The sequence below is a fragment of the Paenibacillus sp. FSL H3-0310 genome, assembly GCF_038002785.1.
GTDB classification, from domain to species: Bacteria; Bacillota; Bacilli; order Paenibacillales; family Paenibacillaceae; genus Paenibacillus_AQ; species Paenibacillus_AQ odorifer.
This window is the reverse complement of record NZ_JBBODC010000001.1, coordinates 3,906,848-3,924,264: the sequence shown is the minus strand read 5'-3', so window position 1 is coordinate 3,924,264 and position 17,417 is coordinate 3,906,848. Positions and strand designations below refer to the sequence as shown.

Annotated in this window: 20 protein-coding genes; 15 read left to right on the top strand and 5 right to left on the bottom strand. The window is 45.3% G+C overall.

Annotation, left to right across the window (positions count from 1 at the left end):
• Positions 1-135 precede the first annotated feature (135 nt).
• The 4 genes from MHH63_RS17815 to MHH63_RS17800 are packed head-to-tail and all read left to right on the top strand — an operon-like array spanning position 136 to position 2,339.
• Positions 136-570 carry a DUF6157 family protein gene (locus MHH63_RS17815; protein WP_081383129.1) on the top strand — a complete coding sequence of 145 codons (435 nt, stop codon included), beginning with the start codon at positions 136-138 and terminating at the stop codon, positions 568-570.
• Positions 548-1,318 carry a GNAT family N-acetyltransferase gene (locus MHH63_RS17810; protein ID WP_081390515.1) on the top strand — a complete coding sequence of 257 codons (771 nt, stop codon included), beginning with the start codon at positions 548-550 and terminating at the stop codon, positions 1,316-1,318. The genes MHH63_RS17815 and MHH63_RS17810 overlap by 23 nt, the downstream gene beginning before the upstream one ends.
• 16 nt (positions 1,319-1,334) lie before the next feature.
• Positions 1,335-1,700 carry a hypothetical protein gene (locus MHH63_RS17805; protein WP_076125079.1) on the top strand — a complete coding sequence of 122 codons (366 nt, stop codon included), beginning with the start codon at positions 1,335-1,337 and terminating at the stop codon, positions 1,698-1,700.
• Positions 1,701-1,703: 3 nt separating this feature from the next.
• Positions 1,704-2,339, top strand: a complete 636-nt coding sequence (locus MHH63_RS17800; protein ID WP_076125081.1) for a class I SAM-dependent methyltransferase — start codon at positions 1,704-1,706, stop codon at positions 2,337-2,339.
• 112 nt (positions 2,340-2,451) lie between these two features.
• Here the strand turns inward: MHH63_RS17800 and MHH63_RS17795 are convergent, their stop codons facing one another.
• Both MHH63_RS17795 and MHH63_RS17790 read right to left on the bottom strand, forming a co-directional pair.
• The gene (locus tag MHH63_RS17795; RefSeq protein ID WP_076125083.1) at positions 2,452-3,255 is read right to left on the bottom strand and encodes an MBL fold metallo-hydrolase; all 804 of its coding nucleotides are present in this window, start codon (positions 3,253-3,255) and stop codon (positions 2,452-2,454) included.
• 151 nt (positions 3,256-3,406) lie between these two features.
• Positions 3,407-3,991: a helix-turn-helix domain-containing protein gene (locus MHH63_RS17790; RefSeq protein ID WP_036679391.1), complete on the bottom strand. Its 585-nt coding sequence runs from the start codon at positions 3,989-3,991 to the stop codon at positions 3,407-3,409.
• 164 nt (positions 3,992-4,155) lie between these two features.
• On the opposite strand from MHH63_RS17790, the gene MHH63_RS17785 reads away from it, so the two are divergent.
• The 9 genes from MHH63_RS17785 to MHH63_RS17745 all read left to right on the top strand — a co-directional run bounded on the left by MHH63_RS17785 (position 4,156) and on the right by MHH63_RS17745 (position 10,042).
• Entirely contained in the window at positions 4,156-4,443 is a 288-nt protein-coding gene (locus MHH63_RS17785; RefSeq protein ID WP_036689213.1) for a Dabb family protein, read from the top strand.
• A 207-nt stretch (positions 4,444-4,650) separates the two neighbouring features.
• Positions 4,651-5,091: a DUF86 domain-containing protein gene (locus MHH63_RS17780; protein WP_076301229.1), complete on the top strand. Its 441-nt coding sequence runs from the start codon at positions 4,651-4,653 to the stop codon at positions 5,089-5,091.
• Between the two features lie 58 nt (positions 5,092-5,149).
• Positions 5,150-5,815 (top strand): helix-turn-helix transcriptional regulator, encoded by a 666-nt coding sequence (locus MHH63_RS17775; RefSeq protein WP_076184345.1) that lies wholly within the window; start codon positions 5,150-5,152, stop codon positions 5,813-5,815.
• Between the two features lie 100 nt (positions 5,816-5,915).
• Complete coding sequence (locus tag MHH63_RS17770) at positions 5,916-6,395, top strand: YtxH domain-containing protein (RefSeq protein ID WP_339190447.1); 480 nt, start codon at positions 5,916-5,918, stop codon at positions 6,393-6,395.
• A gap of 255 nt (positions 6,396-6,650) precedes the next feature.
• Positions 6,651-7,457, top strand: coding sequence for a glutamate racemase (gene racE / locus MHH63_RS17765; RefSeq protein ID WP_036689641.1), 807 nt, complete (start codon positions 6,651-6,653; stop codon positions 7,455-7,457).
• Positions 7,458-7,763: 306 nt separating this feature from the next.
• Positions 7,764-8,972 (top strand): M14 family metallopeptidase, encoded by a 1,209-nt coding sequence (locus tag MHH63_RS17760; protein ID WP_076308289.1) that lies wholly within the window; start codon positions 7,764-7,766, stop codon positions 8,970-8,972.
• Positions 8,973-9,082: 110 nt separating this feature from the next.
• Entirely contained in the window at positions 9,083-9,337 is a 255-nt protein-coding gene (locus MHH63_RS17755) for a hypothetical protein (protein ID WP_076125091.1), read from the top strand.
• 121 nt (positions 9,338-9,458) lie between these two features.
• A complete protein-coding gene (locus MHH63_RS17750; protein WP_036689223.1) occupies positions 9,459-9,761 on the top strand; it encodes a HesB/IscA family protein in 303 nt (100 codons plus the stop codon).
• Between the two features lie 41 nt (positions 9,762-9,802).
• Entirely contained in the window at positions 9,803-10,042 is a 240-nt protein-coding gene (locus MHH63_RS17745; RefSeq protein WP_036689224.1) for a DUF1450 domain-containing protein, read from the top strand.
• A 601-nt stretch (positions 10,043-10,643) separates the two neighbouring features.
• Here MHH63_RS17745 and MHH63_RS17740 read toward each other — a convergent pair.
• A complete protein-coding gene (locus MHH63_RS17740; RefSeq protein WP_248549269.1) occupies positions 10,644-12,680 on the bottom strand; it encodes an LTA synthase family protein in 2,037 nt (678 codons plus the stop codon).
• 205 nt (positions 12,681-12,885) lie between these two features.
• On the bottom strand, positions 12,886-14,025 hold the full coding sequence (locus tag MHH63_RS17735; protein ID WP_036689227.1) for a THUMP domain-containing class I SAM-dependent RNA methyltransferase: 1,140 nt from the start codon (positions 14,023-14,025) through the stop codon (positions 12,886-12,888).
• Between the two features lie 202 nt (positions 14,026-14,227).
• Between MHH63_RS17735 and MHH63_RS17730 the strand changes: the two genes are divergently transcribed.
• Complete coding sequence (locus MHH63_RS17730; RefSeq protein ID WP_076184347.1) at positions 14,228-14,857, top strand: O-methyltransferase; 630 nt, start codon at positions 14,228-14,230, stop codon at positions 14,855-14,857.
• Positions 14,858-14,861: 4 nt separating this feature from the next.
• On the opposite strand, the gene MHH63_RS17725 is transcribed toward MHH63_RS17730, so the two are convergent.
• The gene (locus MHH63_RS17725; protein WP_038569803.1) at positions 14,862-16,082 is read right to left on the bottom strand and encodes an MFS transporter; all 1,221 of its coding nucleotides are present in this window, start codon (positions 16,080-16,082) and stop codon (positions 14,862-14,864) included.
• 231 nt (positions 16,083-16,313) lie between these two features.
• Between MHH63_RS17725 and hemE the strand changes: the two genes are divergently transcribed.
• Positions 16,314-17,375 (top strand): uroporphyrinogen decarboxylase, encoded by a 1,062-nt coding sequence (gene hemE, locus MHH63_RS17720; protein ID WP_076125097.1) that lies wholly within the window; start codon positions 16,314-16,316, stop codon positions 17,373-17,375.
• Positions 17,376-17,417 lie beyond the last annotated feature (42 nt).

Here is a 17,417-nt window from a genome sequence, read left to right as displayed (position 1 = left end):
TCCTCCGTAGTTTAGAGGATTGGCCGTTTTTTCTGTTCATCCATCATGGGCTTTAGAAAATTCGGCTATGCTTAGAATAGGAAAATGATTTATCATATAAGGAATATATTTCTATTTAAGATGGAGGGGATGCAAATGAGCTATACCGATACTTTTATTCGTGTAGCAGAGGACTGTCCTGAGGAAATAGGAGTTCCTCCGATGTCTTGCCGAACGCTCCCGCCTGCACATGTGATTCAATATGAACTGTTAATCAATGAGCCCTACAAATACAATCATGAAGAACTTCTGTACGAGGTTCATGTGCGCCATAAACAAATTCCACAGGAAGAACGTTTGGCCCGTAAGGAAGAAATATGGAACGAACTATTTTCCAAAAATCATCCTTGTCTAAGGGCTTCACTGTTGCCGAAGCGTTTTGGTTGGGGTGTTCATTATAACGGTGAGGGGAAAATAGCTCTCTATGGCAAAGAGTCTCCCGAATATGACTATTTCACCTCCCAAGGGGAGGGAGCTGTGAAATTACTGCCTGCGATGCGTAACAAACGTGCTTCAAAAGGAGCGGATTAAGCTGTATAAATTCATAGAAGAAATCACACTTAATACTTGGCCGGCGGAGCAAAGCGTTCTCCTGCAGGGCTGGATTCTACGTTCGGCAGCTGGTTATACAAAAAGGGCCAATTCGGTCAATCCATTATACGGGGCTGACAGCTCTCAGGTTGAACTCACAGAACAAATCAAGCTTGCGGAGCGTTATTATGAGCATGCTGGACTACAGTCCGTGTTCAAAATAACCCCCTACATCCAGCCGCCAAAGCTTGATGAGATTCTTGCAGAGCGTGGCTATACAATTGCCGAGCCTTCATCTGTAAGGCTTCTTGATCTGGGGGACTTAGCGAGCCCCGATCTGCGTTATACGGTTCAGATACAGGAGAGCTTGACTGAAGAGTGGCTGCACACCTTCAGTGAGCTTACCGGCTTGTCTGATAAGAACCGGGAAACCTTAACTAGAATGTTGTCTGCATCACATTTGCAGCAGGGTTATGTCCTGTTGTTTAATCATGGTGTTCCTGTCACCTGCGGTCTTGGTGTGATTCAGAACGGGTACTTGGGTCTGTATGATATTGTCACTTCCCCTGCTCATCGTAGAAAGGGAATGGCGGAACAGCTGCTGCTAGCGTTGCTTAATTGGGGTAGAGCAAAGGGAGCAACAACTTCCTTTCTGCAAGTTGTGCAAGCGAATACGGGGGCTTCAGCCTTGTATGACAAGCTGGGTTTTAAGGAGATCTATCAGTATTGGTATAGAGTGAAAAACTAGCTGAGGAGGGGATGCGGTGAGAAAATTAGGATTGAATCTCCTGATCATTATTGTGTACTGTTTTCCATTTGTATATTTCGCGATGGATAAAGATTTCAATAATGGTTCAATGGTTGGTTATTTAATGATGATCGTCATAACATCACTAATAGCTTTTTTGGGAAAATGGTCTAATAATATAATTGCTATAGTCATTGGGAATATCGCTTCTGCATTTGTCTCTTATTATTTTATTAGCAACTTGTCAGGGGAAGGCGGTTGGGACGGGACGTTTTTCAAACCACTTGGACCTACAGGATCGTTTATATTTTTTAGTATGCTAAACCTGATCCCTCAGTTCCTTGCGATGAAATTAGCGAATAAATTTAAAAAGAAGGTCTAATCTATGTCCGAATACTGGAGTCGAAGATTTGCTCAGGAAGGAATGATCTGGGGGAGTGAACCTAGTCCTACAGCTCAGGCAGCAAGGGATATATTCCGGCAACATAACGTGAAATCAGTTTTAGTCCCGGGTGCGGGATACGGAAGAAATACGAAGGTGTTCTCAGATGAGTTTAAGACCTTAGGCATTGAGTTGAGCGAGGACGCGTTAAAGATGGCGGCAGAATGGGATCCCAAGAGCCATTTTATCTCAGGTTCCGTATTAGATCCTATTTCTGAAGTACAGGTTGATGCTGTCTACTGCTATGACGTATTGCATTTATTTCTCGAAGAGGATCGCCGCAGGCTCGTAGCTAATTGTCTGGAACAGCTGCGGCCGGATGGCTTGCTCTATTTTACCAGTTTTTCCGATGAGGATGCGAACAACGGCTGTGGAACACTTTTGGAACCGGGAACCTACGAATACAAAGAGGGAAAATACGCCCATTTTTTTAGTGAAGAAGATTTAAGACAACATTTTGCAGGTACGAAAATAATTACGACCGGCTCATGTGTGGAGACTTTATGTGGGCCGCTTGGAAAAAAACATCAATACATACTGAGATATATCGTCGCACGTAAATCTGCACTAAGCAAGTAATTTAGGGAGGAACTCCCTATAATTTCGTTGAATATCCGTAGAATCGGCTATATCAAATGAATTATAGGGACTTTTTCCCTAGACCTCTGTGCGCTGATCAGGAGTACCTTTTTTACACAAATTTACCTTGACCCGGTAGCGCCATTTCTTTGAAATTTTTGCACAAATGAGCAAGCTGAGTAGACAGCTCCTCACCTTCCATGGGTACTCCATGTCCCGAAAGAACAAGATGTGGATTCAGCAAGGCAAGGGTACGGACCGATTTCTCAGCAGCTTCCCAGTCTGTCGTGAAATAAGAGGGTGGGCCATGCACCACCTGATGCTGCGTAGCCACTGCAAATACAGATTCCTGTTTGACCGTAAGGAACGTATCACCTGCGATCAGAACTCTATCCTCAGGCCTGAACAGGGAGATATGTCCGGGACTATGTCCAGGGGTATGGATCCATTCCCAGCCCTTCGCACCAGGGACAGTCCTGTCTTCCGGCAAGGGATGAACGGCTGAACCAAGGTCAATGCCATGATGTGAAAATAAAGGGGAAATCATGCTCATAAGCCCGCCGCCTACGGCCGGATCGGCTGGAGGGTAGTCTTCTTTACCTGTCAGAAAAGGTAGTTCTAGAGGATGAGCATATACAGGCACATTCCATTCCTCAACAAGCCTTTTTACACCCCCAATATGGTCAAAATGCCCATGCGTCAGGATAATTGCCACCGGAGGTTTATCATAATGCTCCGTAGCAAAATCAATAATATTGCCTGTATATGAGCTAAGACCAGTATCTACAAGAACCCAATCCGAAGAGGGCTGGCCAATTAATGCGACATTTACAAACATAGTGCGAAGTCCAATGACACCAGGGGCCACTTTCCAAGTATCGGTATAGCCCTTTGACAGAATTCCGTTAAGTTTCATCTTGCGCCTCCTGACCCGTTCTTTAGTACTAGACAATATATTTACACACAGTAGTATGACCTCTTTTTAAGAAAAAAAGGTATGGCAAATAACCCTTCTCATGATTTCTTGAAGAAGGGCTGTGTTAGACGTGTTTTGTGAGAGGATTGTATTAGAGCGTTCCGCAGTCTGCAAATAGAATATGGCGTGGAATCCGAAAGAAAGCTTCGGCTTTTTCCTGCAGAGCAGGGGTCGGCAGATGGCTGTTGTGGAGCCATTTTCGAAATGTTCCAGGATGGACGCCTATCCAGATACTTACATCCGTTACTGAGAAATCGTAAACCATACAAAGTCCGGTCAGGATAACATTGCTGCGCGGTGAACTGGTAATACTTCTTTTCATAAAACGTGAAGGTGTAGGCTGACATACAATGGGGCTTTGACGAATCAACGCTTCATTGAACAGAATGTGGGGTGGGTACCCCAATAGGCGGCAGGTCTTGTCAATGTTATTGTTGGAAGGGATACGACCTTCGTATACCCAAGCGCTTACACTGCGTGAGGATATACCAAGCTCTTCTGCGAGTCGTGACAGCTTGATATCCTTAGCCATCAATACAGCAAGCAGCACACGGTTTCTAATCTGGCTGCGCTTTGGACGGCGAAATCTTTTGACTCGAACGCCTTGTCCAAGGTATTTGCGATTGATCAGAGACCACGCCTGGATATTATGAGTTTCTTGTTGGTTATTAGGCATAATTCCTCCGATTTTTTAAAAATATACTACAACACTTTCTGGTATATCGGCAATGGTTAATGCTGCTATTTCTGACAACACCGTTTAAGTTTCTTTCAGAACAGCTACGCTTATGATATATTTTTAATATCTAATTACAATATTACATTAGGGAGCGATATAGAATGATCAAACATATTGTGTTTTTCAAATTAAAAGATCGGTCCGAAGAAAGCGTAGCGGCAACGGTAGCGGTACTGCGTAATATGGAAGGTAAGATCCCGCAGCTTCTCTCCATCGAGGTGGGTGCTGACATCATTCATTCCGATCGTTCCTTTGATATTGCTCTAGTCACAGAAGTGGCTTCTCTAGAGGATTTACAGGCGTATCAGGTTCATCCGGCGCATAAAGAAGTTATTGCTCACATTAATGAAGTCAAAGAACTCTCGATTGCTGTAGATTACGAAATTTAAGCAGCTGCTTGAATATAGTATCATCATTTTATACCGGAAGCGGTGACAGGAATGCGTGAGCTTGAGTATCCAATGGAAGCGTTAACTTATTTAGTCGTTTTTCTCGGAGCATGTTTCGTAATGTTCTTCTGGCTGAAACGCCGTGGCAAACGCGGTAAGTAGAGATTAGGACGATTCTCTAACAATTATCGACATGGGGGTATTGCTGTGTATTATGTCAACCGCAATCAAATCGAAACCATTCTTGCTCAAATCCCTGATATTACCGCTGGTCTTCGGACTGTATCAGCTTCCTGGGATGGTACAACATTAACTGGACTAATACAGGAACGCTGCCTCCATCTGGCAATAGAGGTTGTAACAGACGTTGGTAGCTGTCTCATTGACGGGTTTATTATGCGTGATGCTGGAAGTTATGAGGATATAATTTCTATTATTCATGAAGAGAAAGTGCTAGGTCAAAGTGAAATTTATGAGAGATTGATAGAATTAGTTGCTCTGCGTAAGCCACTCGTTCAGGATTATTATGCCTGGGAGAGAGGTGATCTGCATCCACTTACCCCCATTCTTTCGGAAGTACTTGAGCAGTTTGCCGTTGAGGTACGGAAATATTTGGACCAGGAGCTTGGAGCCAGTGTACCGCTATAATAGCATAGGGTAGAATCACATAGAATAGGCGATAGCCGTGAAAGAGAGGGGTTCCTTTATGATGAAGATGGGGCAGGAAAACGGATCGACAAGACAAATGATTATGACGCTCCTGAAGACGAAAGGAACACTGACCATCGGCGCGCTGGCAGAAGAATTGGGAATTACAGAGATGGGTGTCCGTCGTCATGTGCTTCAGCTGGAGCAAGAAGGGCTTGCAAAGACAAAAGTGGTCCGGCAAGCGATGGGGCGGCCTTTACATATGTACTCATTAACGGAGAGAGCCGAAGAATATTTTCCAAAAAGTTATCACAACTTGGCTTTGGAGCTTCTGCGTGAATTGGATTACGGCAGTGGACTGGATGCTGTTAATACATTATTTGAAGGACGCCGCCGCCGAATGCTCGCTCAGTATGCTCCGATGATGGAACGGCGGAATTTGGAAGAACGCGTCGCCGAATTATCTTCCATCCAAAATGCCGGTGGATATATGGCAGAATGGAACCGCGAAGAGGATGGCTCATATGTCATAAAGGAGTACAATTGCCCGATTCGCCAAGTGGCTACCCAGTATCGTAAGGCTTGCCAATGTGAGCATAGTCTTTTCGAAGAACTGCTGGATGCTAAGGTAACACGTAATGAATGTATGGCAGAGGGCGGCCATTGCTGCCGCTACGCTATCGTACCCAAAAATGTTACAGACAAAACTTCTGAAAAGTTATAATAATTAGTCACAAGACAATCCCCTGCTGCTTATGATATAGCAGATATAGGCATTAGCCCGGTAGAGCGGGGAGCAATGAATTTAAAGGAGAGATGAAACGATGAAAAAGGACACCAAAGGCTTATTATGGGGCGCTTTAGTCGGCAGTGTGGTTGGATCGGTGACAGCATTGCTGTTCGCACCTAAACCAGGTAAAGAGCTGCGCAAGGATATTGCGGAAGGAACTGCCGCTGGTATTGAGAAGGTTCAAGAAATTGCCGTTCAAGCCGGAGACAAGAGCATTGAGATTTATGACAAAGCAAAAGATTCGATTGGGCATGTAGTGCATGAAGTTCGGGAATGGAGCAAATCATGTGCGAATGCTGTTGATGAAGAAGAAAAAATCACAGTAACTGTAAGCGGTATTGCTACAGAAGATGCTGTAGAAGCAGTTGACGCTGTAGAAGCTGTTGAAGAGGCTGCTGCCACTTTGGAAATGGAAACTGAGTTGGTTGAGGCCACTATAAGTGAAGATGTAAGCAAAGAAGTTAGCCTGGAAGAAGTCGTTCAAGATGACAAGGTTGATAAAGAAATTCTATAATGGGACCGTGGTTTAAATCCTCTGTTTCAGTGGTAAAAGAGTACTCATTCTCTTATAATAGAGCCGCTTTTTCGCATTGGGCGGAGGGTGGCTTTTTTAATTAGTTTGCACCCGCTTGTTAAATGATGGAAGAAGACTAGTCTTGAACTAAGAGGGCAAAAGGAGTAATATCTGCAATTGGGGCTGAAAGCCAGGTACATTTTGTTTTCACCTTACATAAGCTACACAAAACAAGTAGAAGGAAGCGGTGTGTTCGTGCAGCAAGCTATAGCAATATTAGACTCAGGTGTGGGAGGGTTAACAGTTGTCAAAGAAGTGATGAGGCAACTCCCGCGGGAGAAGATCATTTATTTCGGAGATACTGCCCGAGCTCCGTACGGACCCCGTTCGACCGAGGAAGTACAACTGTTTACTGAACAAATTGTAGATTATTTGATCCAGTTTAATCCTAAAATGATCGTTATCGCTTGTAATACCGCAACAGCTGCGGCACTCGATTATATCTCAGCCAAGGTCTCCATCCCTGTAATTGGGGTGATTCATCCCGGAGCCCGCGCAGCAATTAGCGCAACCAAAAGCGGACATGTCGGCGTGATCGGTACGGTAGGAACCATCAACAGCGGAGCTTATACTAACGCATTAAAGCAGTTGTCCCCTTTTGTTGAGGTTGTAAGTCAAGCCTGTCCAGCGCTTGTCCCACTTGTCGAGCAAGGCAAGTTCCGCTCAGAGAAAAGTTACGATATCGTAGAAGAGGCACTCGAAGGCATTAAAGACACTAACATCGATACTTTAATTTTAGGATGCACTCATTATCCATTTCTTGTAGAACCCATTGGTGAGACTATGGGATCAGGAGTCAAGCTGATCAGTTCTGCAGATGAGACCGCTCGTGAGATCAGCACAATTTTATATGACAAAGGCAAGCTGTCCATCGGCGATGAAAGTCCAATTCATCAGTTCTTCTGCAGCGGTGATGCTGAGATGTTTCAAAGCATCGCGCGAGACTGGCTTGGAGAACAAATTAGACGTACTCCAGTAGTGTGGCAAGTATCCACGTTATAAGCAGGAGCAATGTTGAATTGAATAGGGACAAACTCCATGGGAGTGTAAAAAGAAAAACAGACTGGGAAAGCACATTTCCCAGTCTGTTTTTTTGAAATATAAGCATTTATACGCTGCGGATCTGTAATATCCTTATTTTCATGAGAAATGGTTGCCATCTATAAAGGGCGATGACGTTGTTTTTTCTTGTGATTCATTTCTCCTTCATGCCGGGTAGTGGCGCTTGCATACAATAGAGTTAAGTGCTGTATGCCGCTGTTTTTGTATTGCTGTATCAGCAATTTAAGGCCGAGAGGATGAGACCTAATGCGACAATATATTGCAAACAGGGGAGATACCGTAAGCCGAATTGCCGCTCTACATGGATTAACACCTGAGCATGTTATTCAAGGTAATCCATGGGTTGGGAGGCAGTCTTATTTATACCCAGGCCAGGTTTTATTTCTGCCATCTTCGCCGCGTAAAAGGTATGCTGTGCAGGAAGGGGACACTCCAGAACGGATAACCTCATTATTTAATGTGAATTTAGAGGATTTGGAGAAGCTTAATCCTGGTGTGACCTCAGGGCGCTGCTGTACACCTGGAAAAATACTTGTCATTCCACCCCCGATTCCAGACCGCGTGGTGTTTCTGCGCGGGGAGTACGGTCCGGCTGATGTTGAGAGTGACATTGACAGCTTGCTTGTCCAATACCCGTTTATACAAGCAGCCACAATAGGCACGAGCGTACTCGGCAAGCCACTCCATGTACTCAAGATCGGGAACGGCACTCGTCATCTGCATGTTAACGCCGCTTTGCATGCCAATGAATGGCTGACTTCGCCATGCTTGATGTCCTTCATAGAGGAGTATGCGGCAGCTTATGCTGAAGGCTTGGAATGGAATGGACATAACCCTGAGGTTTGGTTCCAAAACTGGACATTATGGGTCGTGCCTATGGCTAATCCAGATGGTGTGGAGCTGGTTCAGGAAGGGGTTTTGCCTGACCATCCATTTTATGATGACCTCATGAGATGGAATGGTGGACGAAGCAGCTTCCGGCATTGGAAAGCTAACATCCGCGGTGTGGATCTTGGGGATCAATTTCCCGCTCATTGGGAAGAGGAGCGGGAACGTCGGGGAGTAAGGCAGCCCTCACATCGGGATTACAGCGGCCCTGAGCCGCTGAGTGAGCCTGAAGCAGCTGCTCTGGCAGCCCTGGCTGAGGAAGCGCCTGGCGAAGCTGCAGTGTCTCTGCATAGCCAAGGAGGAGAGATTTATTGGAACTACCGCGGGTATGAGCCTCCCGAGAGCCGTGAATTAGCCGCGCAGCTGGCAGTTGCGAGCAGTTACCGGGCAGTGGAGCTGACGGGAAGTGATGCCGGATATAAGGATTGGTTTATTCAGACCTTCCGCAAACCTGGATTTACTGTGGAGCTTGGGATTGGCAAAAATCCACTGCCACTAGCAGATTTTGAAGATATGGCCCTGGAAACAGGACTTATATTAGCAACGCTCCTTTCCAATGTGAAATAATTATGAAACATTTACAGTAAACTTGCGTAAAATAAACCATAGGGTATGGCCGCTGTCGTCATTACACGTTATCCGCGGCTGTATCCTTTTTACTTGGGAGGAGGGTCACCATGAAACTGAAAAAAATACTGTCACTAAAACAATGGTCCCATATCTTCAGTAGCTCCTGGCAATACATCCGCTCCCCTAAAGTAGCAATGGGGGACAAGCTGTTATTTACAATTCCAGTATTGCTCTATTGGGTCTTGCCGGACTTCATGCCATTTATTCCGATCGATGATATTGGAGTGACCATGCTGCTAATGGGCTGGTTCGTGTCACGAATGGGCCGGAAATATCCTACCCTTCAGCAGGGTGAAGGATAGCACCGCACATTTTCGACAAGAACTTCAGAGCTAATTAGCCAATATAGTTGCTTTTAGATGTCATTTACCTTTAAAATAAGTAATTGAGTATTTAATTTTCGGACTAGGAGATGGAATATAGATGAAGGTCAAAATTACCCGTAATGCGGCTAAAGTGATAAAGAAACAAATGGAGCTGGAAGGAAACAGTGAGTTGAAGCTGCGCGTAGCAATTACACATGCACACGGTGATCATGCTCACTACGGACTGGACTTGGACACGCCTAAAGAGAACGATGTTGTAGTATCGACAGATAAGGAAATCGATGTTATTCTTGATCCGAGCCAACCACTCCTTGATGGCGTGGTCGTTGATTATTTGTATCTTCCACAAGAAGGTTTTGTCATTACGAATCCCTCTAAAGGTAATCACGGCGATCACTAAACACTCGCCTGTAAATTTCGAACACAAAGAAGGGTTGCTCCATGGCTAACGAAATACAAGTGTGCGATGAATGTAATTTCATGAAGTTGAAAAGTATTATCCCAAAGCTGCAAAAAATGGCACCTGATGCCGAGATCAAGGTCGGCTGCAAGTCGTACTGCGGTCCATGTGGCAAACGGGCTTTTGTTTATGTGAATGGTCGTTATGTGAGTGCTCCAACGGAGGATGAAGTGTTGAAGAAAGCGGAAGCTTTTATCAAACAGCCCTCCGTTCAGAAATAATACTGAGTTCTTATCAACTAAGATAATAGGGTCGATCCCTCTTCATTCTCAGAATAAGTAAAAGTAAACAGAGCAGCGATTCTCCTGTTATTTGGAGGATCGCTGCTCTGTGTTTTCTGGCCATTGACGGCTTACTTCAATCGTGCCCATCATCCCATCATTTCTCCGTCTCATCATCTCATCTTCCCACCATCTCACCGTCTCATCGAGCCCACCATCCCATCATCCACCATCCTATCATTCCACCATCCCATCATCTCCTCATCCCACAGGTGTTACGGACTCAGATGACGTTATTTGCCTGTTTTTAGCCTTTAAAGCAAGATTTCGGACCCCAGTGACGCTATTCCTTAAAAAGAGGCTCATATCGGCGTTTTCTAGGCTAATAGCTGCTCTGGAGTCCGTTAGCATTCCAAATCTCGGATAATGCTGCGTTTAGGGTCAGCTGTGTCCGTTAGTGAGATACTTCGCGGATCCAAGTCGGAAAACCAAACGTGCTTTCAACAACGATCAAGTGGTAAATGTCCAACATAGAGAGGATATCGCAGCAGCCCTTTTCGATAGTTTTTTGGACAGTCTCTTCGTTTACCCGGATGTAAGCTTAAGGTGCAGATTGTGTGTTCTTGAGCCTCTTGATTCCATCATATTTCATGATATCGTCGGAGATCTGTAGCCGGAGCTTGCTGGTCTCATACCCGATGCTGCACTTCCCTACGTCAATGGCTTCGCGGCTTTCGAGACTATAACAGGTTCCGCTGGCAAATTGCCCATTTTCGCTGGGGAGATAAGACAGCTTTGCATCGGCATAGGCGCCGGATCGCAGCGTTACAAGACGCTCATGCCCGCTAAACAGATTATTGCCCATGAGATAATAAGGATCACGTGAGATCCCCAGCAAATGGAGCAAGGAAGGTGTAAGATCCAACTGACCAGCTGGAGCTGAATCTAGGACAGAGGCGTTAGAGCCTGGCAGATGAATGAGCAAGGGAACCTGATGCATTATTTTCTGCATATCGAGTGCGCTAAGGCTTTTGCCGAGAAATTGTTCGTAATAAGAGGTCTCCTGGATCGAATTATCATGATCTCCATAGAAAGCAACAATGGTATTATCCCACAGCCCACGCTGCTTCATCTCTTTGACCATTTCCCCTAAAGCTTCATCCGTATAGTGAACAGCCTGCAAATAATCTCCGAAGATCGTGCCCTTGAACTCTCCAGTATCAAGCCCTTGTTTATCTGCAGGGAGAGAATAAGGATGATGGCTGGATAGTGTAGTCAAAAATGAATAAAAAGGCTGCTGTATCGTTTCTGAAGTGTCCATAATATCGAGGGATTGCCGCAAAAAGGATTTGTCACCCAGAGACCAGCCTAGAGGTTCGTCTATTGTATAGTCTTTTTTGTTATAAAAATGGTCATAACCCATCGCGTTATACATAATCTGCCGATTCCAGAAGCTACCTTCGTACGCATGAAAAGCATTGGTACTGTAGCCCTTTGATTTCAAAATAGCAGGCAGCGTGTGAAACTGATGATCCGGGTAACGGACAAATACCGAGCCGGAGACCAGCGGGTACAGGGAAGCGTTGGACGTGAAATCCGCATCGGAAGTTCGGCCTTGTGAGGTCTGATGGTAGTAATTGCTGAAATAGGTGTTTTCTTTGATTAGAGCGTTCAGATTAGGCGTGATCTCCTGGCCGGATATTGAGCGTCCAACTACAAAGTTCATAAAAGCTTCAGCTTGAATAACAACGAGGTTGCTTCCGCTGTATTTTCCAAAGCTGTCATTATTGGCATTTTGCTCAGTGTTTTGTTTATTGAACCAGAGCTGCATTGAGGTGGCTTCTTCTTGCGAAAGCTCGGGCTGCGGACCTAGATGATCTTTAGCATATAAGTAAATATCATAACCGTGAAAACCGATTAGTCCGGTTACGTTATACATCGCCAGACTCCACCAGTTGCCAGTGAATAGATCTTTAGCCCAGGTAGTAGCGTAGGTGTGGATAGGGCCAAAGGTCAGCGCGCAACCTAGCGCCAGAGCAACGATGCCATTTACGCTTCTTTTTAGCATCCTGCTCAGGCGTGAAGAGCGGCGGGAATAACCGTTTTGAGAATAAGAGTGAGATTGCCCATAACGGCGAGGGGCGGCATTAGACAAGTATGTATGGGTTTTCCGGTGGTAGAACCCTATTCCGATTCCATAGGCAATAAGCAGAAGCCAGTCAGCGAACAAATAAAGATCGGAAGGACGCAGTAGGGCGAAGATACTTCCACCAAGCGCATCCATCTGTCCAGCCTGAAACAATACGGGTACCGTGATAAAATCCTGAAAATAACGATAGTAGACGATATCCGAATAAATAAGCAGTGTCAGAAGCAAGTTTATACTTAACAACGCTATCGTCTGTCCCCGGCGGGGAAGCCACAGGGTCCAAAAAGACAATAACATGACTGAACCTACAGCAATCCATTTGTCCTGCCGGTTCATATCTATATTGGGAGCATGCAGCCCACTATGCAGAAATAATAACTTGGCCAGCATGATGCCAAGAAAAAGGAGATAACCGATATATCGGGAGCGAATCACAGCTATTGTACTTGTTACGGTTGTGCTGCTCCGACTTGATGGAAAGCCAGACATTATAAAACCTCCTAACACAGAAAATAAATAAAACCAGAATAAACAACGTTGTTGTCTTTTTTAGATGATAAACGTTTCTTGTAGAAATATATGAGCGTAAAGTTATAGGCGCTAAACTAAAACAGTCTTATACTCGGAGAAAAACGGACATCCTCCTCATACGAGGTAGATGTCCGTTCTGCATTCAAAACAATGGTGATCCTAATTATTTCGGATTTCTAGGTGGAAGTGGACCCAAGTATTGATAATATTGACACTCGATACGTCCGTTATACAGTTTGCGGCGTTTGTCTGCCTTACGACCGTAAAATTGTTCGAATTCCTTGTAAGGGCTGATCGCAAAAAATGACCATGTTGGCAGATATATCATCATTTCACCAAACTGGCGGGTCAGCTTCTCCACTTCTTTGTCATTACTGATCCGTTCCCCATATGGAGGGTTAGTAATGATACAACCATATTCTCCTTCAGGTCTTGCTTTGGCGGCAGCCATCACTTTGAAGGTAATTTCTCCGGACAGTCCAGCACTCTTGGCGGCAGCTTCAGCAATTTCAATTGCTTCTGGATCGATGTCCGTACCTGTTAATTGCAAAGGATAATCATCGCGCACCGCATCGAAAGCTTCTTCGCGAGCCTCTTCCCAAAGATGTTTGGGGATGACTGGCCAATGTTCAGATGGAAATGAGCGGCGTAGTCCTGGAGCAATATTCCAAGCGATCATGGCAGCTTCAATTAACAGTGTTCCCGAACCACAACATGGATCGAAAAGCGGCCGATGGCCATTCCAGCGGCTAAGCTGGATTAGTGCAGCAGCCATTGTTTCCTTCAGCGGAGCCTCTGTTGCATGTCTGCGGTAACCCCGTTTGTGAAGCGCGGGTCCTGTGGTATCTAATGTGATCAAAGCGATGTCATTTAATAAAATCACTTCGATCACATATCGAGGACCGTTCTCCGGGAACCAGTCTGTATGATACGAAAGCTTCAGCTTCTCGACGATAGCTTTTTTGACAATCCCTTGGCAAGCGGGTACACTCGTTAGTTGTGATTTATGGGACCGTCCTTCAACCGGGAATTCTCCATTCTCTGGAATCCAGTCTTCCCAAGGCAACGCTTTAACCCCTTCGAATAACTCGTCAAAGGTTTTAGCAGGGAATTGGCCCATTTTAACCAATACGCGGTCAGATGTACGCAGCCACAAGTTACAGCGACAGATATCGATGTAATCACCGCTGAATAATACTCGTCCGTTCTCGACCTTGGTCTCATAACCCAGTTCGTTTAATTCGCGTGCTACCACAGCTTCTAAACCCATAGGGGCAGTAGCGATTAATTGTAATTTGCTCAAATACTCTCAACTCCGTTTAACTTGTAGATAAATACAAAAAGCCAGTACAATAAGAAGAGACGGCATTGTCGTCCTTTAAAGCATCCATACAAGTATAGGGGAATGTGGGACACTTCACAATGCCCGGCATTCCATAAATCATAAAATGTTCCCCGTCATCCCTTACTATGAGCAAACGGGGGATCCTCAAAGGAGAATCTTTATGCTTACGCAAGAAGAATACAGTGAACAACTTTATACAGAGGACGAAATTCTGCTTCAAGTAAAAGAAGCAATCGTCCAAGCAGGCATGCCGCCGGTGTCTGTCGAGCCAGGGTACGGAAGACTGCTCACCATGCTAGTTAGACTGTCTCGCTCTAAGCGTATTTTGGAAATTGGCGCACTTGGCGGTTACAGCGGAATTTGTTTGTCCCGCGGTTTCTCTGAAAGTGGCACACTGACTTCGCTAGAGCTGAGAGCCGACTATGCCGAGCTTGCCCGCCGTAATTTAGAGCTGGCAGGCTTCGGCGATACTACGGAGTATAGAATAGGACCCGCAATGGACAGCTTGAAGGCACTGGAAGCAGAGGGCGCTAGGTTCGATTTCTTTTTCATTGACGCAGATAAGTTGAACTACACTAACTACTTGGAATATGCCATCAAGCTGGCCAATCCAGGAGCGATCATTGCGGGTGATAATATTTTTCTCCGTGGACGGACCTTAAATACAGATAGAAATGGTCCTGCCATCCTGGCTGTGCGCCACTTTAATGAGATGATCGCCACGGATGAACGCCTTATCAGTACATGTCTGCCTGCCTATGATGGACTGGCACTAGCGATGGTCAAATAGCTGATTAGCGAAATAACCGCGGTGTTGTTACTTTGTACAGCTTCAATCGAACCCAAATCGTATTAACCAGCAGCAAGCAGCCGGATATAATGAAGAGCCCCTCAATTCCGATGTAACCTGATAGAAAGCCGCCCAAGATAGCTCCCAGCATATTGCCTAGCGCCAATGTACTGCTGTTGAAGCCGAATGCGCGGCTTTCTTTTCCGTCAGGGGTATAGGAGCGGATAAGCGCATTAACGCTGGGCAACAGTCCGCCCATGAAGACTCCCATTAGGAAACGGACTATAATCAGCTGCCAGACACTAGTTACGAATGCCTGCGGAATTAGGAAGAGTGAAGCGCCAATTAACGCATAGGTCAGAATACGATGTGCGCCGACTTTGTCACTTAGCTTCCCAAGCAAGGGAGAAGCCAGCATATTGGAGATCCCTGTAACGGCACTGACCATCCCGGCCAAGAAGGCTATATTCTCAGCGGGTCCATTTAATTTTTCTACATAAAGTGGCAACAAGGCCATAGGACTAATCATTGCAAATTGCAGCAGAAAGGTTACACCGAATAGAGCTGGAAGCTGAGGGATTTTGATTAATTCCTTCAAGCCTGCGAGTACAGAAACCTGTGGCTCTTGTGCGGCTTCGGCGCGGTCGAATTTTTCTTTAACAAGAAATAATGCCAGCAGAGAGGCGATAAAGAGCAAGGCTCCAACGACATAAAAAATCGGCCGAAATCCGATTAAATCGGCAAGTAAGCCACCAATCAGTGGCCCTAGAATTGTTCCTGCTACAGATCCTGATTGCATCAATCCCATGGAGAAGCCCATACGTTCTTTGGGGGTAGTACCTGACACCAGTGCGATGGAGGCGGGATTGAAGCCAGAGATTGTACCGTTTAAGAGACGGAGCAGGAGCAGCTGTAAAGGGGATTGTGCGAAGCCCATTAATACCATGACAATAGCCATCCCAAAGCTGGAACGCAGCAACATGATTTTGCGTCCATATTTGTCTGCAAGCTTGCCCCATAATGGCTGGAATATGAAAGAGGTTAAGAAGTTTGCGGCAAAAATAAGTCCCGCCCAGATTCCAATTTCATGTTCACCCTGGACACCAAGATCCTTCGCAAGGTACAAGGTCAGGAAGGGTGTAATCATTGTCATTCCAGCATTCACCAAAAATTGCCCGAACCAAAGCACTAAGAGGTTGACCTTCCAGGTCTCCCATTTCTTCATAGTGCTTTCACATCCTTTCAAAGAATTTCAGAGAATATATGATTCACGGAAAAAATGCCATTTTATCAGTATATCATTTTTTGCAGCTTCATGTGTGCAACACATGTCATAGTAATGTCATAGGATTGTCATTCCAAACTCTTCGTATTAGTTGTTACAAGCTTTTAAAAAGGGCATAATAGTAGATATGCCGATTAAAAAAATCTAATAAAATATAATGGAGATCTTATCATGACCTACAATGACACTTTTATCCGCGCCTGCAGAAAGCAGGACACGGAGCACGTTCCCGTATGGTACATGCGGCAGGCCGGCCGTTATGATCCCGAGTACCGTAAAATTAAGGAAAAGTATTCGTTGCTTGAAATCTGCAAGCAGCCTGAGCTGGCGGCAGAAGTAACCATGATGCCCGTTCGCAAGCTGGGTGTGGATGCGGCCATTTTGTATTCCGACATTATGAATCCAGTTGCTTCAATCGGAGTGAAATTCGATATCGTTAAGGATATCGGTCCAGTGATTGAGAATCCGATCCGTAGTGCAGCTGATGTGGAGAGACTAAAACCCATTGATGTGGAGGGTGATCTGAGCCACATTTTGGAAACGATTGCTATTCTGGATAAGGAACTGGACGTTCCTTTGATCACTTTTGCAGGCGCGCCGTTTACAATTGCCAGCTATTTGATCGAAGGTAGACCTTCCAAAGGATATATCCGTACGAAAGAGCTAATGTACAGTGAACCCCGTGTCTGGGAAATGCTGATGGACAAGCTGGGCGATATGATTATCACTTACCTCCGAAGTCATGTGCGGAGTGGAGGCAAAGCCTTCCAATTGTTCGACAGTTGGGTTGGTGCGCTTGCTCCACGCGATTTTGAAACGTACGTGCTGCCGACGGTTTCTCGTATTTTTTCCGAATTATCTGATCTTGATGTACCTAAAATATACTTTCCTGGCGTAAGCTCTGGAGAATTGCTGCCAAGCCTTACGAAGCTTCAAGCAGACGTAATCGGGCTGGATTGGCGAGTTAGCTTGACTGAAGGCCGACGCAGAATAGGCAATAAATTTGCGATTCAAGGAAATCTTGATCCATATTTGCTTACAGCTCCGATGGACCTCTTGAAAGAACGCGCGAAAGCACTGATCGATGAAGGTGTGCTTGAGCCAGGTTATATCTTCAATCTGGGCCATGGATTATTCCCGGAGGCCTCATTAGACAAACTTAGAGAATTGACGGAGTATATTCACGCTTATTCTCAGGAAGTATTACAAGAAACGGCTAAGCAACGTTCGTAAAAATATAAGAATTTATATGTTCCACGCTATTAAATTGTAAAG

What these genes read in the sequence shown, in the direction of transcription:
- MHH63_RS17800 (WP_076125081.1), top strand. Translation starts at nt 1,704, where the DNA reads ATGTCCGAATACTGGAGTCGAAGATTTGCTCAGGAAGGAATGATCTGG.
- hemE (WP_076125097.1), top strand. Translation starts at nt 16,314, where the DNA reads ATGACCTACAATGACACTTTTATCCGCGCCTGCAGAAAGCAGGACACG.
- MHH63_RS17725 (WP_038569803.1), bottom strand. Translation starts at nt 16,082, where the DNA reads ATGAAGAAATGGGAGACCTGGAAGGTCAACCTCTTAGTGCTTTGGTTC.
- MHH63_RS17750 (WP_036689223.1), top strand. Translation starts at nt 9,459, where the DNA reads ATGAAGGTCAAAATTACCCGTAATGCGGCTAAAGTGATAAAGAAACAA.
- MHH63_RS17795 (WP_076125083.1), bottom strand. Translation starts at nt 3,255, where the DNA reads ATGAAACTTAACGGAATTCTGTCAAAGGGCTATACCGATACTTGGAAA.
- MHH63_RS17740 (WP_248549269.1), bottom strand. Translation starts at nt 12,680, where the DNA reads ATGTCTGGCTTTCCATCAAGTCGGAGCAGCACAACCGTAACAAGTACA.
- MHH63_RS17745 (WP_036689224.1), top strand. Translation starts at nt 9,803, where the DNA reads ATGGCTAACGAAATACAAGTGTGCGATGAATGTAATTTCATGAAGTTG.
- MHH63_RS17760 (WP_076308289.1), top strand. Translation starts at nt 7,764, where the DNA reads ATGCGACAATATATTGCAAACAGGGGAGATACCGTAAGCCGAATTGCC.
- MHH63_RS17755 (WP_076125091.1), top strand. Translation starts at nt 9,083, where the DNA reads ATGAAACTGAAAAAAATACTGTCACTAAAACAATGGTCCCATATCTTC.
- MHH63_RS17790 (WP_036679391.1), bottom strand. Translation starts at nt 3,991, where the DNA reads ATGCCTAATAACCAACAAGAAACTCATAATATCCAGGCGTGGTCTCTG.
- MHH63_RS17770 (WP_339190447.1), top strand. Translation starts at nt 5,916, where the DNA reads ATGAAAAAGGACACCAAAGGCTTATTATGGGGCGCTTTAGTCGGCAGT.
- MHH63_RS17815 (WP_081383129.1), top strand. Translation starts at nt 136, where the DNA reads ATGAGCTATACCGATACTTTTATTCGTGTAGCAGAGGACTGTCCTGAG.
- MHH63_RS17730 (WP_076184347.1), top strand. Translation starts at nt 14,228, where the DNA reads ATGCTTACGCAAGAAGAATACAGTGAACAACTTTATACAGAGGACGAA.
- MHH63_RS17785 (WP_036689213.1), top strand. Translation starts at nt 4,156, where the DNA reads ATGATCAAACATATTGTGTTTTTCAAATTAAAAGATCGGTCCGAAGAA.
- MHH63_RS17775 (WP_076184345.1), top strand. Translation starts at nt 5,150, where the DNA reads ATGATGAAGATGGGGCAGGAAAACGGATCGACAAGACAAATGATTATG.